The sequence below is a fragment of the Rubrivivax gelatinosus genome (genome assembly GCF_016583785.1).
Classification (GTDB): domain Bacteria; phylum Pseudomonadota; class Gammaproteobacteria; order Burkholderiales; family Burkholderiaceae_C; genus Rubrivivax; species Rubrivivax gelatinosus_B.
The window spans coordinates 41,113-59,950 of the sequence record NZ_NRRU01000029.1 but is presented as its reverse complement, the minus strand read 5'-3'; the positions used below and the strand labels follow the sequence as shown (position 1 = coordinate 59,950).

At 69.8% G+C, this 18,838-nt stretch carries 20 protein-coding genes; 18 read left to right on the top strand and 2 right to left on the bottom strand.

Going from position 1 to position 18,838, the window contains the following annotated elements; translation table 11 throughout:
* Positions 1-63: 63 nt before the first annotated feature.
* Entirely contained in the window at positions 64-1,224 is a 1,161-nt protein-coding gene (rodA, locus tag CKO43_RS09725) for a rod shape-determining protein RodA (protein ID WP_200232305.1), read from the top strand.
* Between the two features lie 12 nt (positions 1,225-1,236).
* Here rodA and CKO43_RS09720 read toward each other — a convergent pair whose 3' ends face one another.
* Positions 1,237-2,709, bottom strand: coding sequence for a sensor histidine kinase (locus CKO43_RS09720; RefSeq protein WP_200378507.1), 1,473 nt, complete (start codon positions 2,707-2,709; stop codon positions 1,237-1,239).
* A gap of 96 nt (positions 2,710-2,805) precedes the next feature.
* Entirely contained in the window at positions 2,806-3,477 is a 672-nt protein-coding gene (locus CKO43_RS09715; protein WP_200232303.1) for a response regulator, read from the bottom strand.
* 173 nt (positions 3,478-3,650) lie between these two features.
* Between CKO43_RS09715 and recA the strand changes: the two genes are divergently transcribed.
* From recA to CKO43_RS09630, 17 genes are all read left to right on the top strand, one after another.
* The gene (recA, locus tag CKO43_RS09710; protein ID WP_200232302.1) at positions 3,651-4,691 is read left to right on the top strand and encodes a recombinase RecA; all 1,041 of its coding nucleotides are present in this window, start codon (positions 3,651-3,653) and stop codon (positions 4,689-4,691) included.
* A gap of 28 nt (positions 4,692-4,719) precedes the next feature.
* Positions 4,720-5,226, top strand: a complete 507-nt coding sequence (gene recX / locus CKO43_RS09705) for a recombination regulator RecX (RefSeq protein ID WP_200378506.1) — start codon at positions 4,720-4,722, stop codon at positions 5,224-5,226.
* A 138-nt stretch (positions 5,227-5,364) separates the two neighbouring features.
* On the top strand, positions 5,365-5,943 hold the full coding sequence (locus CKO43_RS09700) for a DUF2889 domain-containing protein (RefSeq protein ID WP_200232300.1): 579 nt from the start codon (positions 5,365-5,367) through the stop codon (positions 5,941-5,943).
* A complete protein-coding gene (gene sucC / locus CKO43_RS09695; RefSeq protein WP_200378505.1) occupies positions 5,940-7,100 on the top strand; it encodes an ADP-forming succinate--CoA ligase subunit beta in 1,161 nt (386 codons plus the stop codon). Before CKO43_RS09700 ends, sucC begins: the two co-directional genes overlap by 4 nt.
* A 126-nt stretch (positions 7,101-7,226) precedes the next feature.
* Entirely contained in the window at positions 7,227-8,120 is an 894-nt protein-coding gene (gene sucD, locus CKO43_RS09690; RefSeq protein ID WP_200378504.1) for a succinate--CoA ligase subunit alpha, read from the top strand.
* 69 nt (positions 8,121-8,189) lie between these two features.
* Complete coding sequence (locus tag CKO43_RS09685) at positions 8,190-9,026, top strand: EamA family transporter (RefSeq protein WP_200378503.1); 837 nt, start codon at positions 8,190-8,192, stop codon at positions 9,024-9,026.
* A 143-nt stretch (positions 9,027-9,169) separates the two neighbouring features.
* Positions 9,170-9,868 (top strand): TerC family protein, encoded by a 699-nt coding sequence (locus CKO43_RS09680; protein ID WP_200229414.1) that lies wholly within the window; start codon positions 9,170-9,172, stop codon positions 9,866-9,868.
* A 245-nt stretch (positions 9,869-10,113) separates the two neighbouring features.
* Positions 10,114-10,812, top strand: coding sequence for a TerC family protein (locus tag CKO43_RS09675; RefSeq protein ID WP_200229411.1), 699 nt, complete (start codon positions 10,114-10,116; stop codon positions 10,810-10,812).
* Positions 10,813-10,838: 26 nt separating this feature from the next.
* Positions 10,839-11,291: a hypothetical protein gene (locus tag CKO43_RS09670; protein WP_200229409.1), complete on the top strand. Its 453-nt coding sequence runs from the start codon at positions 10,839-10,841 to the stop codon at positions 11,289-11,291.
* Between the two features lie 74 nt (positions 11,292-11,365).
* The gene (locus CKO43_RS09665) at positions 11,366-12,244 is read left to right on the top strand and encodes a protein kinase domain-containing protein (RefSeq protein ID WP_200378502.1); all 879 of its coding nucleotides are present in this window, start codon (positions 11,366-11,368) and stop codon (positions 12,242-12,244) included.
* Between the two features lie 83 nt (positions 12,245-12,327).
* Positions 12,328-13,116 carry a Stp1/IreP family PP2C-type Ser/Thr phosphatase gene (locus CKO43_RS09660; protein WP_200229423.1) on the top strand — a complete coding sequence of 263 codons (789 nt, stop codon included), beginning with the start codon at positions 12,328-12,330 and terminating at the stop codon, positions 13,114-13,116.
* Positions 13,117-13,201: 85 nt separating this feature from the next.
* On the top strand, positions 13,202-13,867 hold the full coding sequence (locus CKO43_RS09655) for an FHA domain-containing protein (protein WP_200229404.1): 666 nt from the start codon (positions 13,202-13,204) through the stop codon (positions 13,865-13,867).
* A 252-nt stretch (positions 13,868-14,119) separates the two neighbouring features.
* A complete protein-coding gene (locus CKO43_RS09650) occupies positions 14,120-14,905 on the top strand; it encodes an MBL fold metallo-hydrolase (RefSeq protein ID WP_200229402.1) in 786 nt (261 codons plus the stop codon).
* 162 nt (positions 14,906-15,067) lie between these two features.
* Positions 15,068-15,538 carry a pilin gene (locus CKO43_RS09645; RefSeq protein WP_200229400.1) on the top strand — a complete coding sequence of 157 codons (471 nt, stop codon included), beginning with the start codon at positions 15,068-15,070 and terminating at the stop codon, positions 15,536-15,538.
* A gap of 103 nt (positions 15,539-15,641) precedes the next feature.
* Complete coding sequence (locus tag CKO43_RS09640) at positions 15,642-16,904, top strand: glycosyltransferase family 2 protein (protein WP_200378501.1); 1,263 nt, start codon at positions 15,642-15,644, stop codon at positions 16,902-16,904.
* A gap of 4 nt (positions 16,905-16,908) precedes the next feature.
* Entirely contained in the window at positions 16,909-17,664 is a 756-nt protein-coding gene (locus tag CKO43_RS09635; protein WP_200229396.1) for a hypothetical protein, read from the top strand.
* A 3-nt stretch (positions 17,665-17,667) separates the two neighbouring features.
* Positions 17,668-18,831 (top strand): hypothetical protein, encoded by a 1,164-nt coding sequence (locus tag CKO43_RS09630; protein WP_200229394.1) that lies wholly within the window; start codon positions 17,668-17,670, stop codon positions 18,829-18,831.
* Positions 18,832-18,838 lie beyond the last annotated feature (7 nt).

Genomic DNA, 18,838 nt, shown 5'->3' with positions numbered 1-18,838 from the left:
CTTCTGCAGCGCCGACGCGCCGGCCGCGGCCGCCGCGTCGGCGCTGCAGAAGGTGGCACGCCAATGAACGCGATCTTCGAGCAGCCCTCGGTCTGGCAGCGCGCGAGAACGGTTTTCGCCGGCTTCGACGGCCCGCTGGCGCTGGCCATCCTGCTGCTGGCGGCTATCGGCCTGGTGACGATGTACTCGGCGGGCTACGACCACGGCACCCGTTTCGTCGACCACGGCCGCAACATGCTGCTGGCCGTCTTCGTGCTGTTCGCCGTCGCCCAGGTGCCGCCGCAGCGGCTGCAGCAGATCGCGGTGCCGCTGTACCTCGTCGGCCTGCTGCTGATCATCGCGGTGGCGATCCCGGGCCTGGGCATCACGAAGAAGGGTGCGACGCGCTGGCTCAACCTGGGCGTCGTGATCCAGCCCAGCGAGATCCTGAAGATCGCGATGCCGCTGATGCTCGCCTGGTGGTTCCAGAAGCGCGAAGGCATGCTGCGCGTGCCCGACTTCCTCGTCGCCGGCGTGCTGCTGGCCCTGCCGGTGCTGCTGGTGATGCACCAGCCCGACCTCGGCACCGCGCTGCTGATCCTGGCCGGCGGCGTCTACGTGATCTTCTTCGCCGGGCTGTCCTGGAAGCTGGTGCTGCCGGTACTGGCGCTGGGCGCGGTCGGCGTCGTCGCGCTGATCGTCGCCGAGCCGACGATCTGCCAGCCCGGCGTCGAGTGGCCGATCCTGCGCGAATACCAGCGGCACCGCGTCTGCACGCTGCTGGACCCGACCCAGGACCCGCTGGGCAAGGGCTTTCACATCATCCAGGGCATGATCGCGATCGGCTCGGGTGGTGTCACCGGCAAGGGTTTCATGAACGGCACCCAGACGCACCTGGAGTTCATCCCCGAGCGCACCACCGACTTCATCTTCGCCGCGTTCTGCGAGGAGTTCGGCCTGGCCGGCGTGGTGCTGCTGCTGCTGGCCTTCGTCTTCCTGATCTTCCGCGGGCTGATGATCGCGGCCGAAGCGCCGACGGTGTTCTCGCGCCTGCTGGCGGGCGCCGTCTCGCTCAGCTTCTTCACCTATGCCTTCGTCAACATGGGCATGGTCAGCGGCATCCTGCCGGTGGTCGGCGTGCCGCTGCCCTTCGTCAGCTACGGCGGCACCGCGATGGTGTCGCTGGGGCTGGGCCTGGGCATCCTGATGTCGGTGGCACGCAGCCGCCGCTTGATGCAGAGCTGACCGCGCCCGGCTTCAAGGCCCGGCCGGGTCGTCGCCACGCAGCGGAAAGCGCACCGTGAACAGGGCGCCGGGCGTGCCGTGCGGGCTGCCGGGGCGCAGTTCGGCGTCGGTCACGGTGACTTCGGCGCCGTGCACGTTGGCGATCTCCTGCACGATCGCCAGCCCCAGGCCGCTGCCGTCGACGTCGGTGCCGAGTGCGCGGTAGAAGGGCTGGAACACGACCTCGCGTTCGGCCGGGGCGATGCCGGGCCCGGTGTCCTCGACCTGCAGCACCAGCACCTGGCCGAAGGGGTCGGGCATCACGCGCGCGGTGACGGTGCCGCCGGCCGGCGTGTACTGCAGCGCGTTGTCGACCAGGTTGCGCACCATCTCGCGCACCAGCACCGGCTGGCCCCACAGGCGCGCGCCAGCGTCCTCGGGTTCGGGGCCTTCGTAGCCGAGGTCGATGCGTTTCTCCATCGCCTTGGGCACGAAGTCGCGCACCGTCTCGACGACGATGGCGGCGAGGTCGACATCCTGCTTGCGCAGCGCCTGCTCCTTGTCCTCGGCGCGCGCCATCGCCAGCAGCTGGTTGACCATGTGCGCGGCGCGCTGGCTGGACAGCGCGATCTGCTGCAGCGAGTGTTTCATCGACAGCGTGTCGCCATGGCCGCTGTCGAGCTCGCGTTCGGCCAGCTCGGCCTGGGTGCGCAGCCCTGCCAGCGGCGTCTTCAGCTGGTGCGCGGCGTCGGCCAGGAAGTGGCGCTGGGCGGCGATCGACTGGTCGAGCCGGCCGAGCAGGTCGTTGATCGCGCCGACCAGCGGCGCCACCTCCTCGGGCACGTGGCGCTCTTCGATCGGCGACAGGTCGGTGCTGTCGCGCTGGCGGATGCGCTGCTGCAGGTCCGACAGCGGCCGGATGCCGCGCGCCAGCGCCAGCCACACCAGCAGCACCGCCACCGGCAGGATGACGAACTGCGGCAGGATCACGCCCTTGATGATCTCGGTGGCCAGGCGGGACCGTTTGTCCACCGTCTCGGCGAGCTGGATCAGCGCACCGTTGCCGCCGGCTTCGTCGCCGGCCCAGAGATAGGCCACGCGCACCGGCTCGTCGCGGATGATGTCGTCGCGAAAACGCGGCTCGACCGAGGGCGAGGTGTCGGCCGGCAGCGGCAGGTCGGCGTCGCCGGCGACGAGTTCGCCGCGCGTGCCGCGCACCTGGAAGAACAGGCTGTCGTTGTCGTCGGGGCGCAGCAGCTGCGTCGCGGCCTGCTCGAGGTGGCGGCGCGTGGCGTCGGGCGGGTTGGCCGCCGTCAGGCTCTCGCTGGCGGCCTGGCGCGCGATCACGCGCACCATCACGCCGAGTTCGCGGTCGTAGGGCCGGTTGGCGATGTTCTGCGCCACCAGCCAGGTCAGCGCGACGCTCATCGGCCACAGCAGCAGCAGCGGCGCGAGCATCCAGTCGAGGATCTCGCCGAAGAGTGAACGTTGTTCGCGAGCCGCCATGCCTGTTCAGGATACCGTCCGGGCTTGCCGAGCGTCCGGCCATGCAGCCCGACTGCGCCGACCCACCGGGCCCGAGGCAGGGTGCGGTGCGGGCCGTCAGGCCGCGATCTTCTCCAGGCAGTAGCCCAGGCCGCGTACCGTGGCGATTCTGACCGGACCCTGCTCGATCTTCTTGCGCAGGCGGTGGATGTACACCTCGATCGCGTTGTTGCTCACTTCCTCGCCCCACTCGCACAGGCGCTCGACGAGCTGGTCCTTGCTGACCAGGCGGCCCGAGCGCTGCAGCAGCACCTCGAGCAGCGAGAGCTCGCGCGCCGACAACTCGATCATCTGGTCGTTCAGGTAGGCGACGCGGCCGGTGGCGTCGAAGCTCAGCGGGCCGTGTTTGATGACGCTGGACGCCGTGCCCAGGCCGCGGCGCGTCAGCGCACGCACGCGCGCTTCCAGCTCCTGCAGCGAGAAGGGCTTGGCCATGTAGTCGTCGGCGCCCAGGTCCAGGCCCTTGACGCGCTGCTCGACGCTGTCGGCCGCGGTCAGGATCAGCACCGGCACCGTCGCACCACGCGCGCGCAGCCGGCGCAGCACGTCGAAGCCGTGCAGCTTGGGCAGGCCCAGGTCGAGGATGACGAGGTCGAACTCGTGCGCCGACAGCGCCGCGTCGGCCTCGGTGCCGCTGCCGACCTGGTCCACCGCGTAGCCCGAGGCCCGCAACGAGCGCAACAGGCCATCGGCCAGGACCTGGTCGTCTTCGGCGATGAGGATGCGCATGGCGGTCTCCGACGGCGGGCCCGTGCTCCGGGCTCTGGATCAGGCAATTTTAGCGGTTTGCCTCTTGATACTTGGCAGGGTGTTCGCCCTGTCTACCCACTGTGGGGGGCGCACCAAAGAACTGTACGAATATCCAGTTTCTGCAATAATCCGGGCCAATCAAGGAGAACCCGATGGACGCGCCGAAACCGCTCAACGCCGAAAAAGCCAAGGCCCTGCAAGCCGCTCTCGCCCAGATCGAAAAGCAGTTCGGCAAGGGGTCGATCATGCGCCTGGGTGAAGGCGAGGTCATCGAGGACATCCAGGTCGTCTCGACCGGCTCGCTGGGCCTGGACGTCGCGCTCGGCGTCGGCGGCCTGCCGCGTGGCCGCGTCGTCGAGATCTACGGCCCCGAGTCCTCGGGCAAGACCACGCTGACGCTGCAGGTCATCGCCGAGATGCAGAAGGAAGGCGGCACATGCGCCTTCATCGACGCCGAACACGCGCTCGACATCCAGTACGCGCAGAAGCTGGGCGTCAACCTTCAGGACCTGCTGATCAGCCAGCCCGACACCGGCGAGCAGGCGCTCGAGATCGTCGACGCGCTGGTGCGTTCGGGCTCGATCGACCTGATCGTCGTCGACTCGGTCGCGGCGCTGACGCCCAAGGCTGAAATCGAAGGCGAGATGGGCGACTCGCTGCCGGGCCTTCAGGCACGGTTGATGAGCCAGGCGCTGCGCAAGCTGACGGCCACGATCAAGAAGACCAACACCATGGTCATCTTCATCAACCAGATCCGCATGAAGATCGGCGTCATGTTCGGCAACCCCGAGACGACGACCGGCGGCAACGCGCTGAAGTTCTACGCCTCGGTCCGGCTGGACATCCGCCGCACCGGCAACATCAAGCGCGGCGAAGAGGTCATCGGCAGCGAGACCAAGGTCAAGGTCGTCAAGAACAAGGTGGCGCCGCCGTTCAAGACCGCCGAGTTCGACATCCTCTACGGCGAAGGCATCAGCCGCCAAGGCGAGATCATCGACATGGGCGTCACCGCCCGCATCGTCGAGAAGTCCGGCGCCTGGTATGCCTACGGCGGCGAGAAGATCGGCCAGGGCAAGGACAACGCGCGGGAGTTCCTGCGCGAGAACCCCGACGTCGCGCGCGAGATCGAGAACAAGGTGCGCGAATCGCTCGGCATCCCGCTGCTCTCGGGTACCGAAGCCGCGGCCAGCTGACGCCGCCGCTGCGCCCGCGCGCCGCCTGATGGCCTTTGCCGCACCTTCGCTCAAAGGCCGCGCGCTGCGTTACCTGGCGCAGCGCGAGCACTCGCGTGTCGAACTCGAGCGCAAGCTGGCGCGCCATGCCGAGGACAGCGCCGAAGCCAGTGCCGCCGAGCAGATCGCGGCCGCGCTCGACGCGCTGCAGGCCGACGGCCTGCTGAACGAGGCGCGGGTCGCCGAGTCGGTGCTGGCCCATGGTGCGCCGCGCTTCGGCGCGCGCCGGCTGCGGCAGACGATGCAGTCCAAGGGGCTGGCGCCCGAGCTGATCGCGCAGACGCTGGAGCAGGCGCGCGGCAGCGAACTCGAGCGTGCGCTTGAACTCTGGCGGCGCCGCTTCGGCAGCGCCCCGGCCGACGCGTCGGAGCGCGCGCGGCAGATGCGTTTCCTCGCCGGCCGGGGTTTCGAGGCGGAACTCATCCGCCGGGTCGTTCCGCCGGCCGGCGCTGGCACCGATACGGACGCGTCCGACTTCGCCGCCGACCTCGAATAGCAGGCCTGTACCGCAGGCGCAAGCGGCGCCCCGTGCCGTCCGCCACGCCGTCCAGGCAATGTCCAGGCGACCAATGCGCTAGCGGCTCGCGTGCTACATTGCCGCCGCCTTTTTGCGCGGCGCCCGCCCTGCTCCCAGATGACTCTCCCGCCAGCGGCGGCCCGTCGCCAGCTCAAGCACCGTCGCCAGTTCGACGTGCAGGTCTTTGTCCGGGACGACGGCCTCTGGGAAGTGGATGCGACGCTGGTCGACACCAAGACGCGCGACGCCCAACTGGCCGGCGAACGCCGCGCCGCCGGCATGCCGATCCACGACATGCTGATCCGGCTGGTGGTCGACACCTCGCTGAACGTCGTCGACGCCGGCGCCAGGACGCGCTGGATGCCGTATGCCGGCCACTGCGACGACCACGGCCAGGCCTACCGCTCGCTGATCGGCCTGAACCTGGCGCGCGGTTTCCGCAAAGGACTGCAGGAGCGCGTCGGCGGCGTGCTCGGCTGCACCCACATCACCGAACTCGCCCAGGTGCTGCCGACCGCGGTGATCCAGGCTTTCGCCGGCGAGGTCATCGACACGCGCGGCGACGGCGGCGTCAAACCCTTCCAGCTCGACCGCTGTCATGCCTTGCGCAGCGACGGCGAGGTCGTGCGTCTCCACTACCCGCGCTGGCATCGCCCCGCCGGCGCGTTTCACGACACCCCCAGGAGCCCCGAATGAAGATCCACGAATACCAGGCCAAGGAACTGCTGCGCCAGCACGGCGTGCCGGTGCCGCGAGGTTACGCGGCGTTCACGGTGCAGGAGGCGCTGGAAGCGGCGCAGAAGCTGGGCGGCTCGGTATGGGTGGTGAAGGCGCAGATCCACGCCGGCGGCCGCGGCAAGGGCGGCGGCGTCAAGCTGGCGCGCTCGCTCGACGAGGTCAAGGCGCTGGCCTCGCAGATCCTGGGCATGCAGCTGGTCACGCACCAGACCGGCCCCGAAGGCCAGAAGGTGCGCCGGCTGCTGGTCGAAGAAGGCGCCGACATCAAGAAGGAGTACTACGTCGCCGCGCTCACCGACCGCGCGACGCAGAAGATCGCGCTGATGGCCTCGTCCGAAGGCGGCATGGACATCGAGGAAGTGGCGCACGCCACGCCCGAGAAGATCCTGAAGGTCTTCGTCGACCCGCTGGTGGGCCTCACCGACGCGCAGGCGCTGGAGCTGGCTGCCGGCATCGGCGTGCCCGCGGCCAGCCAGGCGCAGGCTGTGGACGTGTTCAAGAAGCTCTACGCCTGCTACATGGCCACCGACGCCAGCCTGGCCGAGATCAACCCGCTGATTCTCGAAGGCGACGGCCACATCAAGGCGCTGGACGCCAAGTTCAACTTCGACGCCAACGCGCTGTACCGGCACCCCGACATCGTCGCCTGCCGCGACCTGGACGAAGAAGACCCGGCCGAAGTCGAGGCGAGCAAGTTCGACCTCAGCTACATCAGCCTGGACGGCAACATCGGCTGCCTGGTCAACGGCGCGGGGCTGGCGATGGCGACGATGGACACCATCAAGCTCTTCGGCGGCGAGCCGGCGAACTTCCTGGACGTGGGCGGCGGGGCGAACGCCGAGAAGGTCACCGAGGCCTTCAAGATCATGCTGCAGAACCCGGAGGTCAAAGGCATCCTGGTCAACATATTCGGCGGCATCATGAAGTGCGACACCATCGCCGAAGGTGTGGTTGCCGCGTGCAAGGCGGTGAACCTGCAGGTGCCGCTGGTGGTGCGCATGAAGGGCACGAACGAGGACCTGGGCAAGAAGATGCTGGCCGACTCGGGCCTGCCGATCATCAGCGCCGACACGATGGCCGAAGCGGCCACCGCCATCGTCAACGCAGTGAAATGACCCACCCCCGTAGCGCCTTCGGCGCTCCCCCTCAAGGGGGCGCCGCCAGCGGCCCGGCGAAGCCGGTTCCGCGGCGGCCGCTTGATTGCAGCCACCGCGGCTGACGCGAAACGAACGAGGACATCGATGAGCATCCTGATCAACAAGGACACCCGCGTCATCACGCAGGGCATCACCGGCAAGACGGGGCAGTTCCACACCCGCATGTGCCGCGACTACGCCAACGGCCAGAACTGCTTCGTCGCCGGCGTGAACCCGAAGAAGGCCGGCGAGGACTTCGAGGGCATCCCGATCTACGCCAGCGTCAAGGAAGCGGCGGCGCAGACCGGCGCAACCGTCAGCGTGATCTACGTGCCGCCGGCGGGTGCCGCCGCGGCGATCTGGGAAGCGGTCGAGGCCGAGCTGGACCTGGCGATCTGCATCACCGAAGGCATCCCGATCAAGGACATGCTGGAGGTGCGCAACAAGATGAAGCAGCGCGAAGCCGCGGGCGGCAAGAAGACGCTGCTCTTGGGGCCGAACTGCCCGGGCACGATCACGCCCGACGAGATCAAGATCGGCATCATGCCGGGCCACATCCACAAGCCGGGGCGCGTCGGCGTGGTCAGCCGCTCGGGCACGCTGACCTATGAAGCGGTGGCGCAGCTCACCGAGCTGGGCATAGGCCAGAGCTCGGCGGTGGGCATCGGCGGCGACCCGATCAACGGGCTCAAGCACATCGACGTGATGCGGCTGTTCAACGAGGACCCGGACACCGACGCGGTAATCATGATCGGCGAGATCGGCGGCCCCGACGAAGCCGAGGCCGCACGCTGGTGCAAGGAACACATGAAGAAGCCGGTGGTGGGCTTCATCGCCGGCGTCACCGCGCCGGCAGGCAAACGCATGGGCCACGCCGGGGCGCTGATCTCGGGTGGTGCCGACACGGCAGACGCCAAGCTCGCGATCATGGAGGAGTGCGGCTTCACGATCACGCGCAACCCGTCGGAGATGGGGCGGCTGCTGAAGTCGCTGCTGTAAACAGCCGACGAGCAGCAGACCAAGGCCCGCACGACGGGCCTTTTTCGTCTGCGCTCACGCTGGCCTCCGATGTCCTTCACCGTCCTCGCCCTCGTTCTGCTGGCCGCCGCGCTGCACGCCGGCTGGAACGCGATCGTCAAAGGTGCACGCGACACCTTGCTGACGACGGTGATGGTGGCCGTCTGCTCGGCGGCCATCGCCGCGCTGGCGCTGCCCTGGCTGGCGGCGCCGGCGCCGGCGAGCTGGCCGTTCATCGCCGCGTCGACCGTGCTGCAGGTCGGCTACTTCGTGCTCGTCGCCCGCGCCTACGGAGCCGCCGACATGAGCCTGGCCTACCCGCTGATGCGCGGCAGCGCGCCCTTGCTGGTGGCACTCGCCAGCGCCGCCGTGCTGCACGAGCCGCTGTCGCCGGCGGCCTGGTCCGGTGTCACGCTGCTGTGCGCCGGCATCCTCGCGCTGGCGCTCGTCGGCAGCCGCGGCGCGCAGCGTGCCGGGCTCGGTTACGCGCTGCTGAACGCGCTGGTCATCGCCGCCTACACGCTGATCGACGGCGCCGGCGTGCGCCGCTCGGGGGCGCCGCTCGCCTACACGCTGTGGATCTACCTGCTCACCGGCCTGCCCTTGACGGCCTGGGCGCTGCTGCGCCGCCGGCCGGGCTTCGTCGCCCAGCTCTCGAAGCACTGGCGTGTCGGCCTGGCCGCGGGCGCCGCCACGATCGCCTCGTACGCGCTGGCGCTGTGGGCGATGACGCAGGCGCCGGTGGCGGTGGTCGCGGCCCTGCGCGAGACCTCGATCGTGTTCGCGATGCTGATCTCGGGCCTGGTGCTCAAGGAGCGCCTGGGCCTGGCGCGCGTGCTCGCCGGCTGCGCCATCGTCGCCGGGGCCGGCGTGCTGAGGCTGGCATGAGCCCCGCGCCGTGTCCGCACCGGGGGCGTTCGTGAAGCCGTGCGTAGTTCCACGCACCGGCACCCGCAGTGCCCTGCCTACACTGCGCCGCAGATGTCGCGGCGTCGTTCCAGCGCCGCGCGAAACATAACAACCGGGGTCACATGGAAATCACATCGGCTGCCTTCTGGGCCGCGCTCGGCTCGATCATCTGGGTCAACATCCTGCTGTCCGGCGACAACGCCGTCGTCATCGCACTGGCTGCGCGCTCCTTGCCGCCGCAGCAGCAGAAGCAGGCCATCTTCTGGGGCAGCGCCGCCGCCATCGTGATGCGGATCGTGCTGACGATCATCGCCGCGAAGATGCTCGCCTGGCCCTTCCTGAAGATCATCGGCGGCCTGGCGCTGCTCTACATCGGCGTCGATCTGCTGCGCGAGGACGACGACGGCGGCGACCAGGGCAGCGGCGCAGCCGACGGCGGCATGCTGGCGGCCGTGCGCACCATCCTCGTCGCCGACCTGGTGATGAGCCTGGACAACGTGCTCGCCGTCGCCGCTGCCGCCAACGGCGACGTGCCGCTGCTGGTCATCGGCCTGGCCGTCAGCATCCCGCTGATCATCTTCGGCAGCACGCTGCTGCTGCGCGTGATGGAGCGTTACCCGCTGATCGTCACCGCCGGCGCCGCGCTGCTGGGCTTCCTGGCCGGCGAGATGCTGCTCACCGACCCCGCCGTCGTCAGCCGTTTCGGCGAACAGCCGCACGCGGTCGTCAACACCGCCGGCGCCATCGGCGCGGCGCTGGTCGTCGGCATCGGCCTGATGCTGCAGCGCCGGCGCTCGGCCGCGAAGCCTGACACGGAGTAAGTGGCGCTACGGACCCGCCGACGCGGGCCCGGTGGTTATCATCGCCACACCGAAGGGGAGTAGCTCCTGCCGGCCCGACCAGGGGGACACGGTCGGCGCCGGACGATGGCGGGCCGTCAATACGAAGCGCAGCTTCCGGTCCGTCGGGCCACAACCATACAACTCCAGCCGAGCGAGACCTTCGACGCCAGAGCACACCGCGCACGCCGTGTGCCCTACGTCGTTCGTTCTCGCCTGGAGTTTCGATGGAGTTCCTCTCACCTGCCTGGTTCTCGGCGCTCGTCGCCATCATCCTGATCGACCTCGTCCTCGCGGGCGACAACGCGATCGTCATCGCGCTGGCCGCACGCCAGCTGCCGGAACACCTGCGCAAGCGCGCCATCGTCTGGGGCACCGTCGGCGCGGTCGTCGTGCGCTCGACGATGACGCTGGCCGTGGTCTGGCTGCTGAAGATCCCGGGGCTGATGCTGGTCGGCGGCCTGGGCCTGGTCTGGATCGCCTACAAGCTGCTGGCGCCGCAGGACGGTGAGGGTGAACACGGCATCGCCGTCACCACCTTCTGGGGCGCGATGCGCACCATCATCGTCGCCGACGCGCTGATGGGCATCGACAACGTGCTCGGTGTCGCCGGCGCCGCCCACGGCAGTTTCGACCTGGTCGTCATCGGCCTGCTGATCAGCATCCCGATCGTCGTCTGGGGCAGCACGCTGGTGCTCAAGCTCGTCGACCGCTTCCCCATCATCACCTACGTCGGTGCCGGCGTGCTGGCGTTCACCGCGGCCAAGATGATCGTCGGCGAACCCTGGCTCGACCCCTTCTACGACCCGAACCTGCCGGCGCGCCTGCTGACCTACGCCGTGCTCGTCTGCGGCGTGCTCGGTGCCGGCTGGTGGACGGCGCGCCGCCATCGGGCGGCGGCTGCGGAACCGCCGCGTGCCGCCTGACTCCCAGCAACGCGAGGAGACCCACCATGGAACAGATCGCTGTCTTTGTCGACGACGCCGACCACGCCCGTCAGATCCTGGCGCCGATGCTGGCCGCCTCGGGCCTGCCGACACGCTGGATCGTCGTCGGCTGTGCCCCCAAGCTGACGCACCGCATCGGCAAGTGGGTCTCGCACCGCAACCGCGAGCAGTGGCGCGAGCACTGGGCGCGCGGCCTGCGCGCGCGCCTGGAGCCGGTGTTCGCGTCCACCCCCGGCGAACGCGAGTGGATGGTCGCGCGCTGCCCGCTGCCCGAAGTCAGCGAGCGCCTGCGCCGCCGGCTCGGCGCCGACCTGCGCGTGCTCGATGCGCGCCGCCCCAAGCTCGGCGTCGCGATGCAGCCGGTCAGTGCCGAGCAGCCGCAGTCCGACGGCGGCCGCTGGACCGCCGCCGCCGCGGTGGCCACCGGCATGGCCACGGTGCTGGCGCTGAGCGACTGAACACACGAACGCGGGGCGGTCGTGCGCCGGCCCTGTGCTAGCGTCGCGCGGTCCTTTTTCCCGCGCCGCAGCCCGTGCTTCCCCCAACCCCCGCCGCCGGCCCCGTCGTGGGCGGTTACCGCCTCGCCGGCCTCATCGGCAGCGGCCAGCACGGTGACGTGCACCTCGCCACCGACATCGCCAGCGGCGAGCAGGTGGCGTTCAAGCGCCTGCGGCTGCCGGCCGGCGACCCGCGCCGACGCGGCGACACGCAGCGCCGCTTCACCGCCGAGACCGACGCCACGCGGCGCCTGCAGCACCCGGACATCGTGCGCGTCATCGGCGCCGGCAGCGACGAGGCCGGCCCCTGGCTGGTGATGGAACTGCTGTGCGGTTGCAGCCTGGAGCGCTACACCCATGGCGCGCGGCTGCTGCCGGAGCCGGTCGTGCTGCGTGTCGCCGAGCGCGTCGCACGCGCGCTGGCGTATGCCCACGGCCAGGGTGTCGTGCACCGCGACCTGAAGCCGGCCAACGTGATGGTCGACTGGGCGAGCCGGCGCGTGACGCTGACGGACTTCGGCCTGGCCCGCGGCGTCGACGCCGAGAGCACCCGCACCGGCCTCGTGCTCGGCTCGCCGGCCTACATGGCGCCGGAGCAGCTGGCCGGCGCCGCCGCCGACGCGCGTGGCGACCTGTACGCGCTCGGCGTCCTGCTCTTCGAGCTGCTGGCCGGGCGGCGGCCGCACGAGGCGCCTTCGCTGGGCGAGCTGCTGCGCGACGTCGCCGAACGTCCCGCGCCCGATCTCGGCAGCCTGCGCCCCGGGCTGCCCGCGGCCCTGGTCGAGCTTGTCGCCAGGCTGCTGGCCAAACGCCCCGCCGAACGTCCGGCCGATGCCGTGGTGGTCGCCGACGCGCTGCACGACATCATCCGTGCGATCGACGGCACGGCGGCAGTGCCGCTGCCGCGCTCTTGACATGCCGGGGCGGCCGGGGTGCAGATATCCGTTGCACAATCGCAAAAAACCATGACTGACCGAGCCAGGTTCGTGCCGTGCCGATGACGACCGAGTTCTTTTCCGGCGTCGATACCGGTCGCGCCCGCAGCAACAACGAGGACTCGGTCGCGATCGACGCCGAGGCGCTGCTCGCCGTGCTGGCCGACGGCATGGGCGGCTACAACGCCGGCGAAGTCGCCAGCCAGATGGCCACCAGCTTCATCGTGCGCGAGCTCGGCCGCTGGCTGCGCGAGGCCGGTGCCCAGGCCAGCGACGGCGACGTGCGCCGGGCGATGGACATCTGCGTGGACAACGCCAACCGCGCGATCTTCAACGCCGCCAACGCCAACCCGCAGTACGCCGGCATGGGCACGACGCTGGTGGTGGCCGTGTTCCGCGACAACCGCCTGATCCTGGGCCACGTCGGCGACTCGCGCGCCTACCGCATGCGCGGCGGCCGGCTGCAGCAGATCTCGCGCGACCACTCGCTGCTGCAGGAGCAGATCGACGCCGGCCTGATCACGCCCGAGCAGGCCGCGTTCTCGTCGAACAAGAACCTGGTCACGCGCGCCGTCGGTGTAGAGGACACGGTGCTGCTGGAGATGCACGTGCACGACGTGCTGGCCGGCGACCTGTACCTGATGTGTTCCGACGGGCTCTCGGACATGCTCGACGACGCCGCGATCGGCCGGCTGCTGGCGGCCTGCGGCGAGTCCCTCGAGGCAGGGTGTCGTACCCTGATCGACGCCGCCAATGACGCAGGCGGCAGGGATAATATCTCCGTGGTCCTGGCGCGCGCCTCGGGTGGTGCCGGGGCCGCTGTCCGCTCCTGGTGGCCGTTTCGCCGCTAGCCAGTATCAAAACAACGGCCGTACCGGCGCGGATCGGGCGGCGCCCGCACGCCGCAGCCGACGGTAGGCACATCTGAGGTCTCGAATGGGCAAGCTGGTGGTATCGCTAGACGGTGTCGTCATCAAGGAAGTCCAGATCACCAAGGACAAGACGACGCTCGGGCGGCGCCCCTACAACGACATCGTCATCGACAACCTGGCGGTGAGCGGCGAGCACGCGGTGCTGCAGATGGTCGCGGCCGACGTCTTCATCGAAGACCTGAACAGCACCAACGGCACCTACATCAACGGCAAGGCGATCAAGAAGCAGCTGCTGGCGCACAACGACACCGTCGAGATCGGCAAGTACAAGATCAAGTACCTGACCGAGGAGAGCTCGGAGTACGAGAAGACGATGGTGATGCGGCCGGCTACCGGCACGGCGCCGGCCTTCACGTCCGCCGGCCCGACCCGTTCCGGCCACGCCCCGGCGGCGGCTGCGGCGCCGACGGGCAGCGCCTCGATCAAGGTGCTCAACGGCGCCGCCGCCGGCCGCGAGGTGACGCTGACCAAGGTCGTCACCACCGTCGGCAAGCCGGGTGTGCAGGTGGCCTCGATCACGCGCCGGCCCAACGGTTATGCCTTCTCGCACGTCGAGGGCGTCACGCGCCCCAGCGTCAACGGCGTGCCGCTGGCCGGCGACTCGGTGCCGCTGCGCAACGGCGACGTCATCGAGCTCGCCGGCACGGCGATGCAGTTCATCCACCACTGAGCGCCGGGCCGGCGACGCCGGAAGGCCTGGCCCGCCGATCCAAGGCCCGAGCGCGATTTCGCGGGCGAGACTTGAGCCGGTGCTGCCGCCCCCTCCGCGGTGGCGCGTGACGGTCTTCACGGTCGCTGCCCGCGCGGCAGCACGACCCCCCGCTGCAGCGGGGCGAATGCCCATTCCCCGGCTTGCGTGCCTGCGGTCCGGCGTTCAGCATGGGTCTCCCGTCGGACTTCCGGCGGCCGACTTCGCCGCCTCATGCAGATCCGCATCCTCGGTTGTTCGGGCTCCATCGCCGCGGGCAACCGAACCACTTCCTTCCTCCTCGACGACGACGTGCTGGTCGATGCCGGCACCGGCGTCGGCGAGCTGACCCTGGACGAACTCGTGTGCATAGACCACGTGTTCGTCAGCCACTCGCACCTGGACCACGTGCTCGCGATCGGCCTGCTGGCCGACAGCGTCAAGCGCCGCCGCGCCGCCGCGGGGCGGCCGCCGATCCGGGTGCACGCGCTGCCCGAGACGCTGGCGGCGCTGCAAACGCACGTCTTCAACGGCGTCATCTGGCCCGACTTCACGCGCCTGCCCAGCCCGGAGCAGCCGATGCTGGAGTTCGTGCCGTTCGCGGTCGGCGACCGGCTGGTGCTGGATCCCGGCCGCACGGTCGAGGTGCTGCCGGCGTCGCACACCGTGCCGGCGGTCGGTTTTGCGCTGGTCGACGCGGCCGGACGCACCTGGGCCTACAGCGGCGACACCGGCCCGATCCCGGCGCTCTGGCGCCGGCTGGCGCAGCTGGACCTGCGCGCGCTGATCGTCGAGACCGCCTTCGGCGACGACGAACGAGCGCTCGCCGACGTCAGCCTGCACCTGTGCCCGGCGCTGCTGCGCGAGGAACTGGCGCAGCTGCAGCGGCCGGTGGACGTCTACATCACCCACATCAAACCCGGCATGGTCGACGCGGTGATGTCGGAGATCGCCGCGCTGCCCGGCCCGCACCGCGTGCGCGCGCTGCGCTCGGGGCAGCGGCTGGTGTTGGGCGACTGACGAGAAACGTCGCTTTGTGCCCCATGGGGCAGCGCGCGGGCCCGGGAAAGTGACGTTTTGCGTCAGTCGGTGTGATGGATTTGACGCTATGCGGCCTGGCACGACCCCTGCGAATGCGGGGTGTCTCTCGAATCTTCCCCACTCTCAACCGGAGCTCCATCCATGAAACGTGCCCAGCAAGGTTTCACGCTGATCGAACTGATGATCGTCGTTGCGATCATCGGCATCCTGGCCGCCGTTGCGCTGCCGGCATATTCCGACTACACGAAGAAGGCCAAGGTTTCGGAAATCGTGCTGGCGGCCTCTGCCTGCCGCACCGCGATCACCGAGACCGTTCAGTCCGCGACCACGCTTCCCGAGGCCGGTTCCTGGGGCTGCGAAGTCGCCGACGGCTCCGGCACCAAGTACGTCAAGAAGGTCGATACCGCTTCCGACGGGACGATCAAGGTCACGACCCAGGGCTTCGACGACACCGCGCTGGACGGCAAGATCGTGTCGCTCAAGCCGTTCTCCGATTCGGACATGACGACCGCGCCTGCTGCTGGCGGCACCATCGCCGCGTGGCGTTGCGGTAGCACGACTGACGGCACGACGCTGCCGCCCAAGTACCTGCCGGGTTCCTGCAAGGGCTGATCCCCGCGTCCAGCAAGCCTGAATGGCGGCCGATCGGCCGCCATTTCTCTTTCTGGCCTGCGCCCAACCCGGCCATCATCGCGTTCCAGCTTCCGCCGATGCCATGAACCGCTCAGCCGTCTTGGATAACCACAACGAGGTGCTGCCGCTGGCCGGCGCCGTGGCCGTCGAACCGCCGTCGACGCTGGAACTGACGATCCTGATGCCCTGCCTCAACGAGGCGCGCACGCTGGGTCGCTGTGTCGCCAAAGCCAGGGCCTTTCTCGCCGCATCGGGCGTGGAGGGCGAGGTCCTGGTCGCCGACAACGGCTCGATCGATGGTTCTCAGGCCCTGGCGGTCGAACTCGGCGCCCGTGTGGTCCCGGTTCCGGAGCGTGGTTACGGTGCCGCGCTGCGCGCCGGCATCGCGGCCGCCCGCGGCCGGTTCGTCGTCATGGGCGACTCCGACGACAGCTACGACTTCAGCGCCCTGGCGCCGTTCGTCGAGCAACTGCGTGCCGGCCATGATCTGGTCGTCGGCAACCGCTTCCGCGGCGGCATCGCCGACGGCGCGATGCCGCCGCTGCACCGCTATCTCGGCAACCCGGTGCTCAGCTTTCTCGGCCGGCGCCTGTTCGGCGGCCCGCTGCGAGACTTCCACTGCGGCCTGCGCGGCTTTCGCCGCGATGCGGTGCTGGCGCTGCACCTGGTGACACCCGGCATGGAGTTCGCCAGCGAGATGATCGTCAAGGCGCTGCAGGCACGGCTGCGTGTCACCGAGGTGCCGGTGACGCTGTCCAAGGACGGCCGCGGCCGTCCGCCGCACCTGAACACCTGGCGCGACGGCTGGCGCCACCTGCGCTACCTGATGCTGTACGCGCCGCGCTGGCTGTTCCTCTACCCCGGCCTCGCGATCTTCGGATTCGGCCTGCTGCAGCTGGCGCTGGCGAATGCGGTCCGGCCCGGGCAGATCGCCTGGCCGGTCGGCATCCATACCCAGCTCTTCGCCGCCGCGGCGATGGTGCTGGGTTATCAGACCATGCTGTTTGCGGTCGGAGCGGTTCTCGCGCGTCACTTCGCGCGCCTGGACACGCCGCATCCGCGGGAGCGCTGGGCGCTGCAGATGGCGGCCGGGCCGACGCTGCCGCTATGGGGTGGCGCCAGCGCGCTGGCCGGCATGGCCTTGTGCGCCGCGCTGATGCTGCAATGGGGCCGCGCCGGCTTCGGCGCCCTCGATCCCGAGGTCGCGATGCGCCAGATCATCCCGGGCATCGCGCTGGTCCTGATCGGCAGCCAGTCGCTGGTGGCGTCGATCTTCTTTGCCGCGCTGCGCAGCGCTTTCGACTCGAGTCGGCCGGCAGCCACCGCCGCCCAGCGCTCGCGCTGACCCCGTGACGCGGGCACTGGCACTGGAGGCGTTCGTCCTCACGCTGCTCGCAGCGTTGGCAGCGGCTTCGATACCGCTGGCCACCGGCTACTTCTCGTGGAGCTGGGACGCGCTGAATCACCACGTCTACCTCGGCCTGGTGGCGCAGTCGCCGCGCTGGGATCTGGACGTGGTCGCCGCCAGTTACCAGGGCTATCAGTACCCCTATCTCTACTGGCCGATCTATCGGCTCGCGCTGTGGACCGGTTCGGGCGCTGCCGCAGGGGCGCTCTGGTCGGCGTTCCAGGCGGCCATGGTGGTGCCCCCGGTCTGGCTGATCGGCCGGCGCCTGATGCCCGACGCCGCTGGTTGGCAAGGCGTTGCGCTGCGCAGCCTGAGCTGCGCGCTGGCGGTCGCCAGCACGGTGATCCTGATCGGCGTCGAGACCAGCGCCAACGATCTGCTGGCCGCGGTGCCGCTGCTGTGGGCGATCGCACTGATGCTGCGTCCGGGCGCCGGCAGCCGCTCGGCGGCGGTCGCGGCGGCGCTGTGGGGCGTAGCGGCCGCTTTCAAGCTGTCCAACGCCATCTACTTGCCGGTGCTGCTGCTGTGGTGGTGGACTCCGCACAAGCCCTGGTTCCCGCCGCGGCGCGGGCTGGCGATCGCGCTCGGCGCGGCCCTGGGTTTCGGGCTCGCTTACGCGCCCTGGGGTTGGCAGCTGTGGCGGCTGACCGGCAACCCGTTCTACCCCTTCTTCGGCAGTTGGTTCGGGGGGGCCTAGAGGATGCTGCGCTTCAAGCCCGACGGCTGGCTCGAAGGCCTGCTGCGGCCGCTGATCCTGATCGATCCTTCGGCCGGCATCTATTTCGAACGTGCCGCGCCGGACTTCCGTTTCGCCTGGCTGGGCCTGCTCCTGCTGGTCGTCTGGTTCGCTCACCGCGGCAGACCCGGTTTCGGCCGCCAGTCGACGCAGGCCCTGCTGCTGCTCGGTCTGACGTTCTACGTCTGGACCTTCGTCATCGGCAACGCACGCTACTTCGCGTTCGGGTTGCTGCTGGTCGGGCCGCTGCTGGTGATGGTCTGGCGCCGCCTGCCCGGGACCCGCTCTTTCCGCGTCAGCGTGCTGGCGCTGGTCTGCACGATGCAGGTGTACGGGGTGTATCAAAGTTACCGGCCCAACCAATGGGGGCTGGCACGGTGGTCCGACGGCCCGGCACTGTCGCTGGAGGACGCCCCGCAGCGCCACCGGCCGGCGGTGTTCCTGACGGTGACGACGATCTCCTATTCCGCCCTCGTCCCGCTGTTCCATCCCGATTCTCGCTGGGCCAACGTCACCGGGCAGATCGACCTGACGCCCAAGCTGCCGGAGTTCGTGCGCCTGCAGCGCCTCGTCGCCAGCGACCTGCCGCGCTACATCGTCGCGCCGATCCTGCCGAACTTCATGGACGCCGATGGCCAGCCGGAGCCGGCGGTGCGCGAGTACTACGACCGTGTGGCCGGCAGCGTCGGCCTCGGTTCGGCGCCAGCGCCCTGCACGGCGCTGTGGTCCACGCTGCCGACGGGCCTGGCGGAGACCCGCGGGTCGGGCCCGCGCCAACGAGGCTTCTGGATCTGCCCGCTTCAGGCGACGGGACGTGCCGCGCCGGCCGCCGCGACCGCCTTCGACGCCCGCACGCTGCGGGTCTTCGAACGCATCGAGGCGGCGTGTCCCCGGTTCTTCCCGCCGAACAATGGCATCGACCGCGTCATCGACGGCGTGGCCCTGAGGCACTATGCCGGCTCTGACATGCGCCTCTACCTGGACGGCGCCGACCGGGTCCAGTTCCGCTATTTCCGGGCCATGAATCCGACCTATGTGGCAACCGGAGCCGAGGTCCTGCAGGATCGGTTCCAGCTGCCGTGCGACAAGGTCGACGGGCGTTATCGCTGGCCCTGGGCTCGCGACTGAAGCCCAA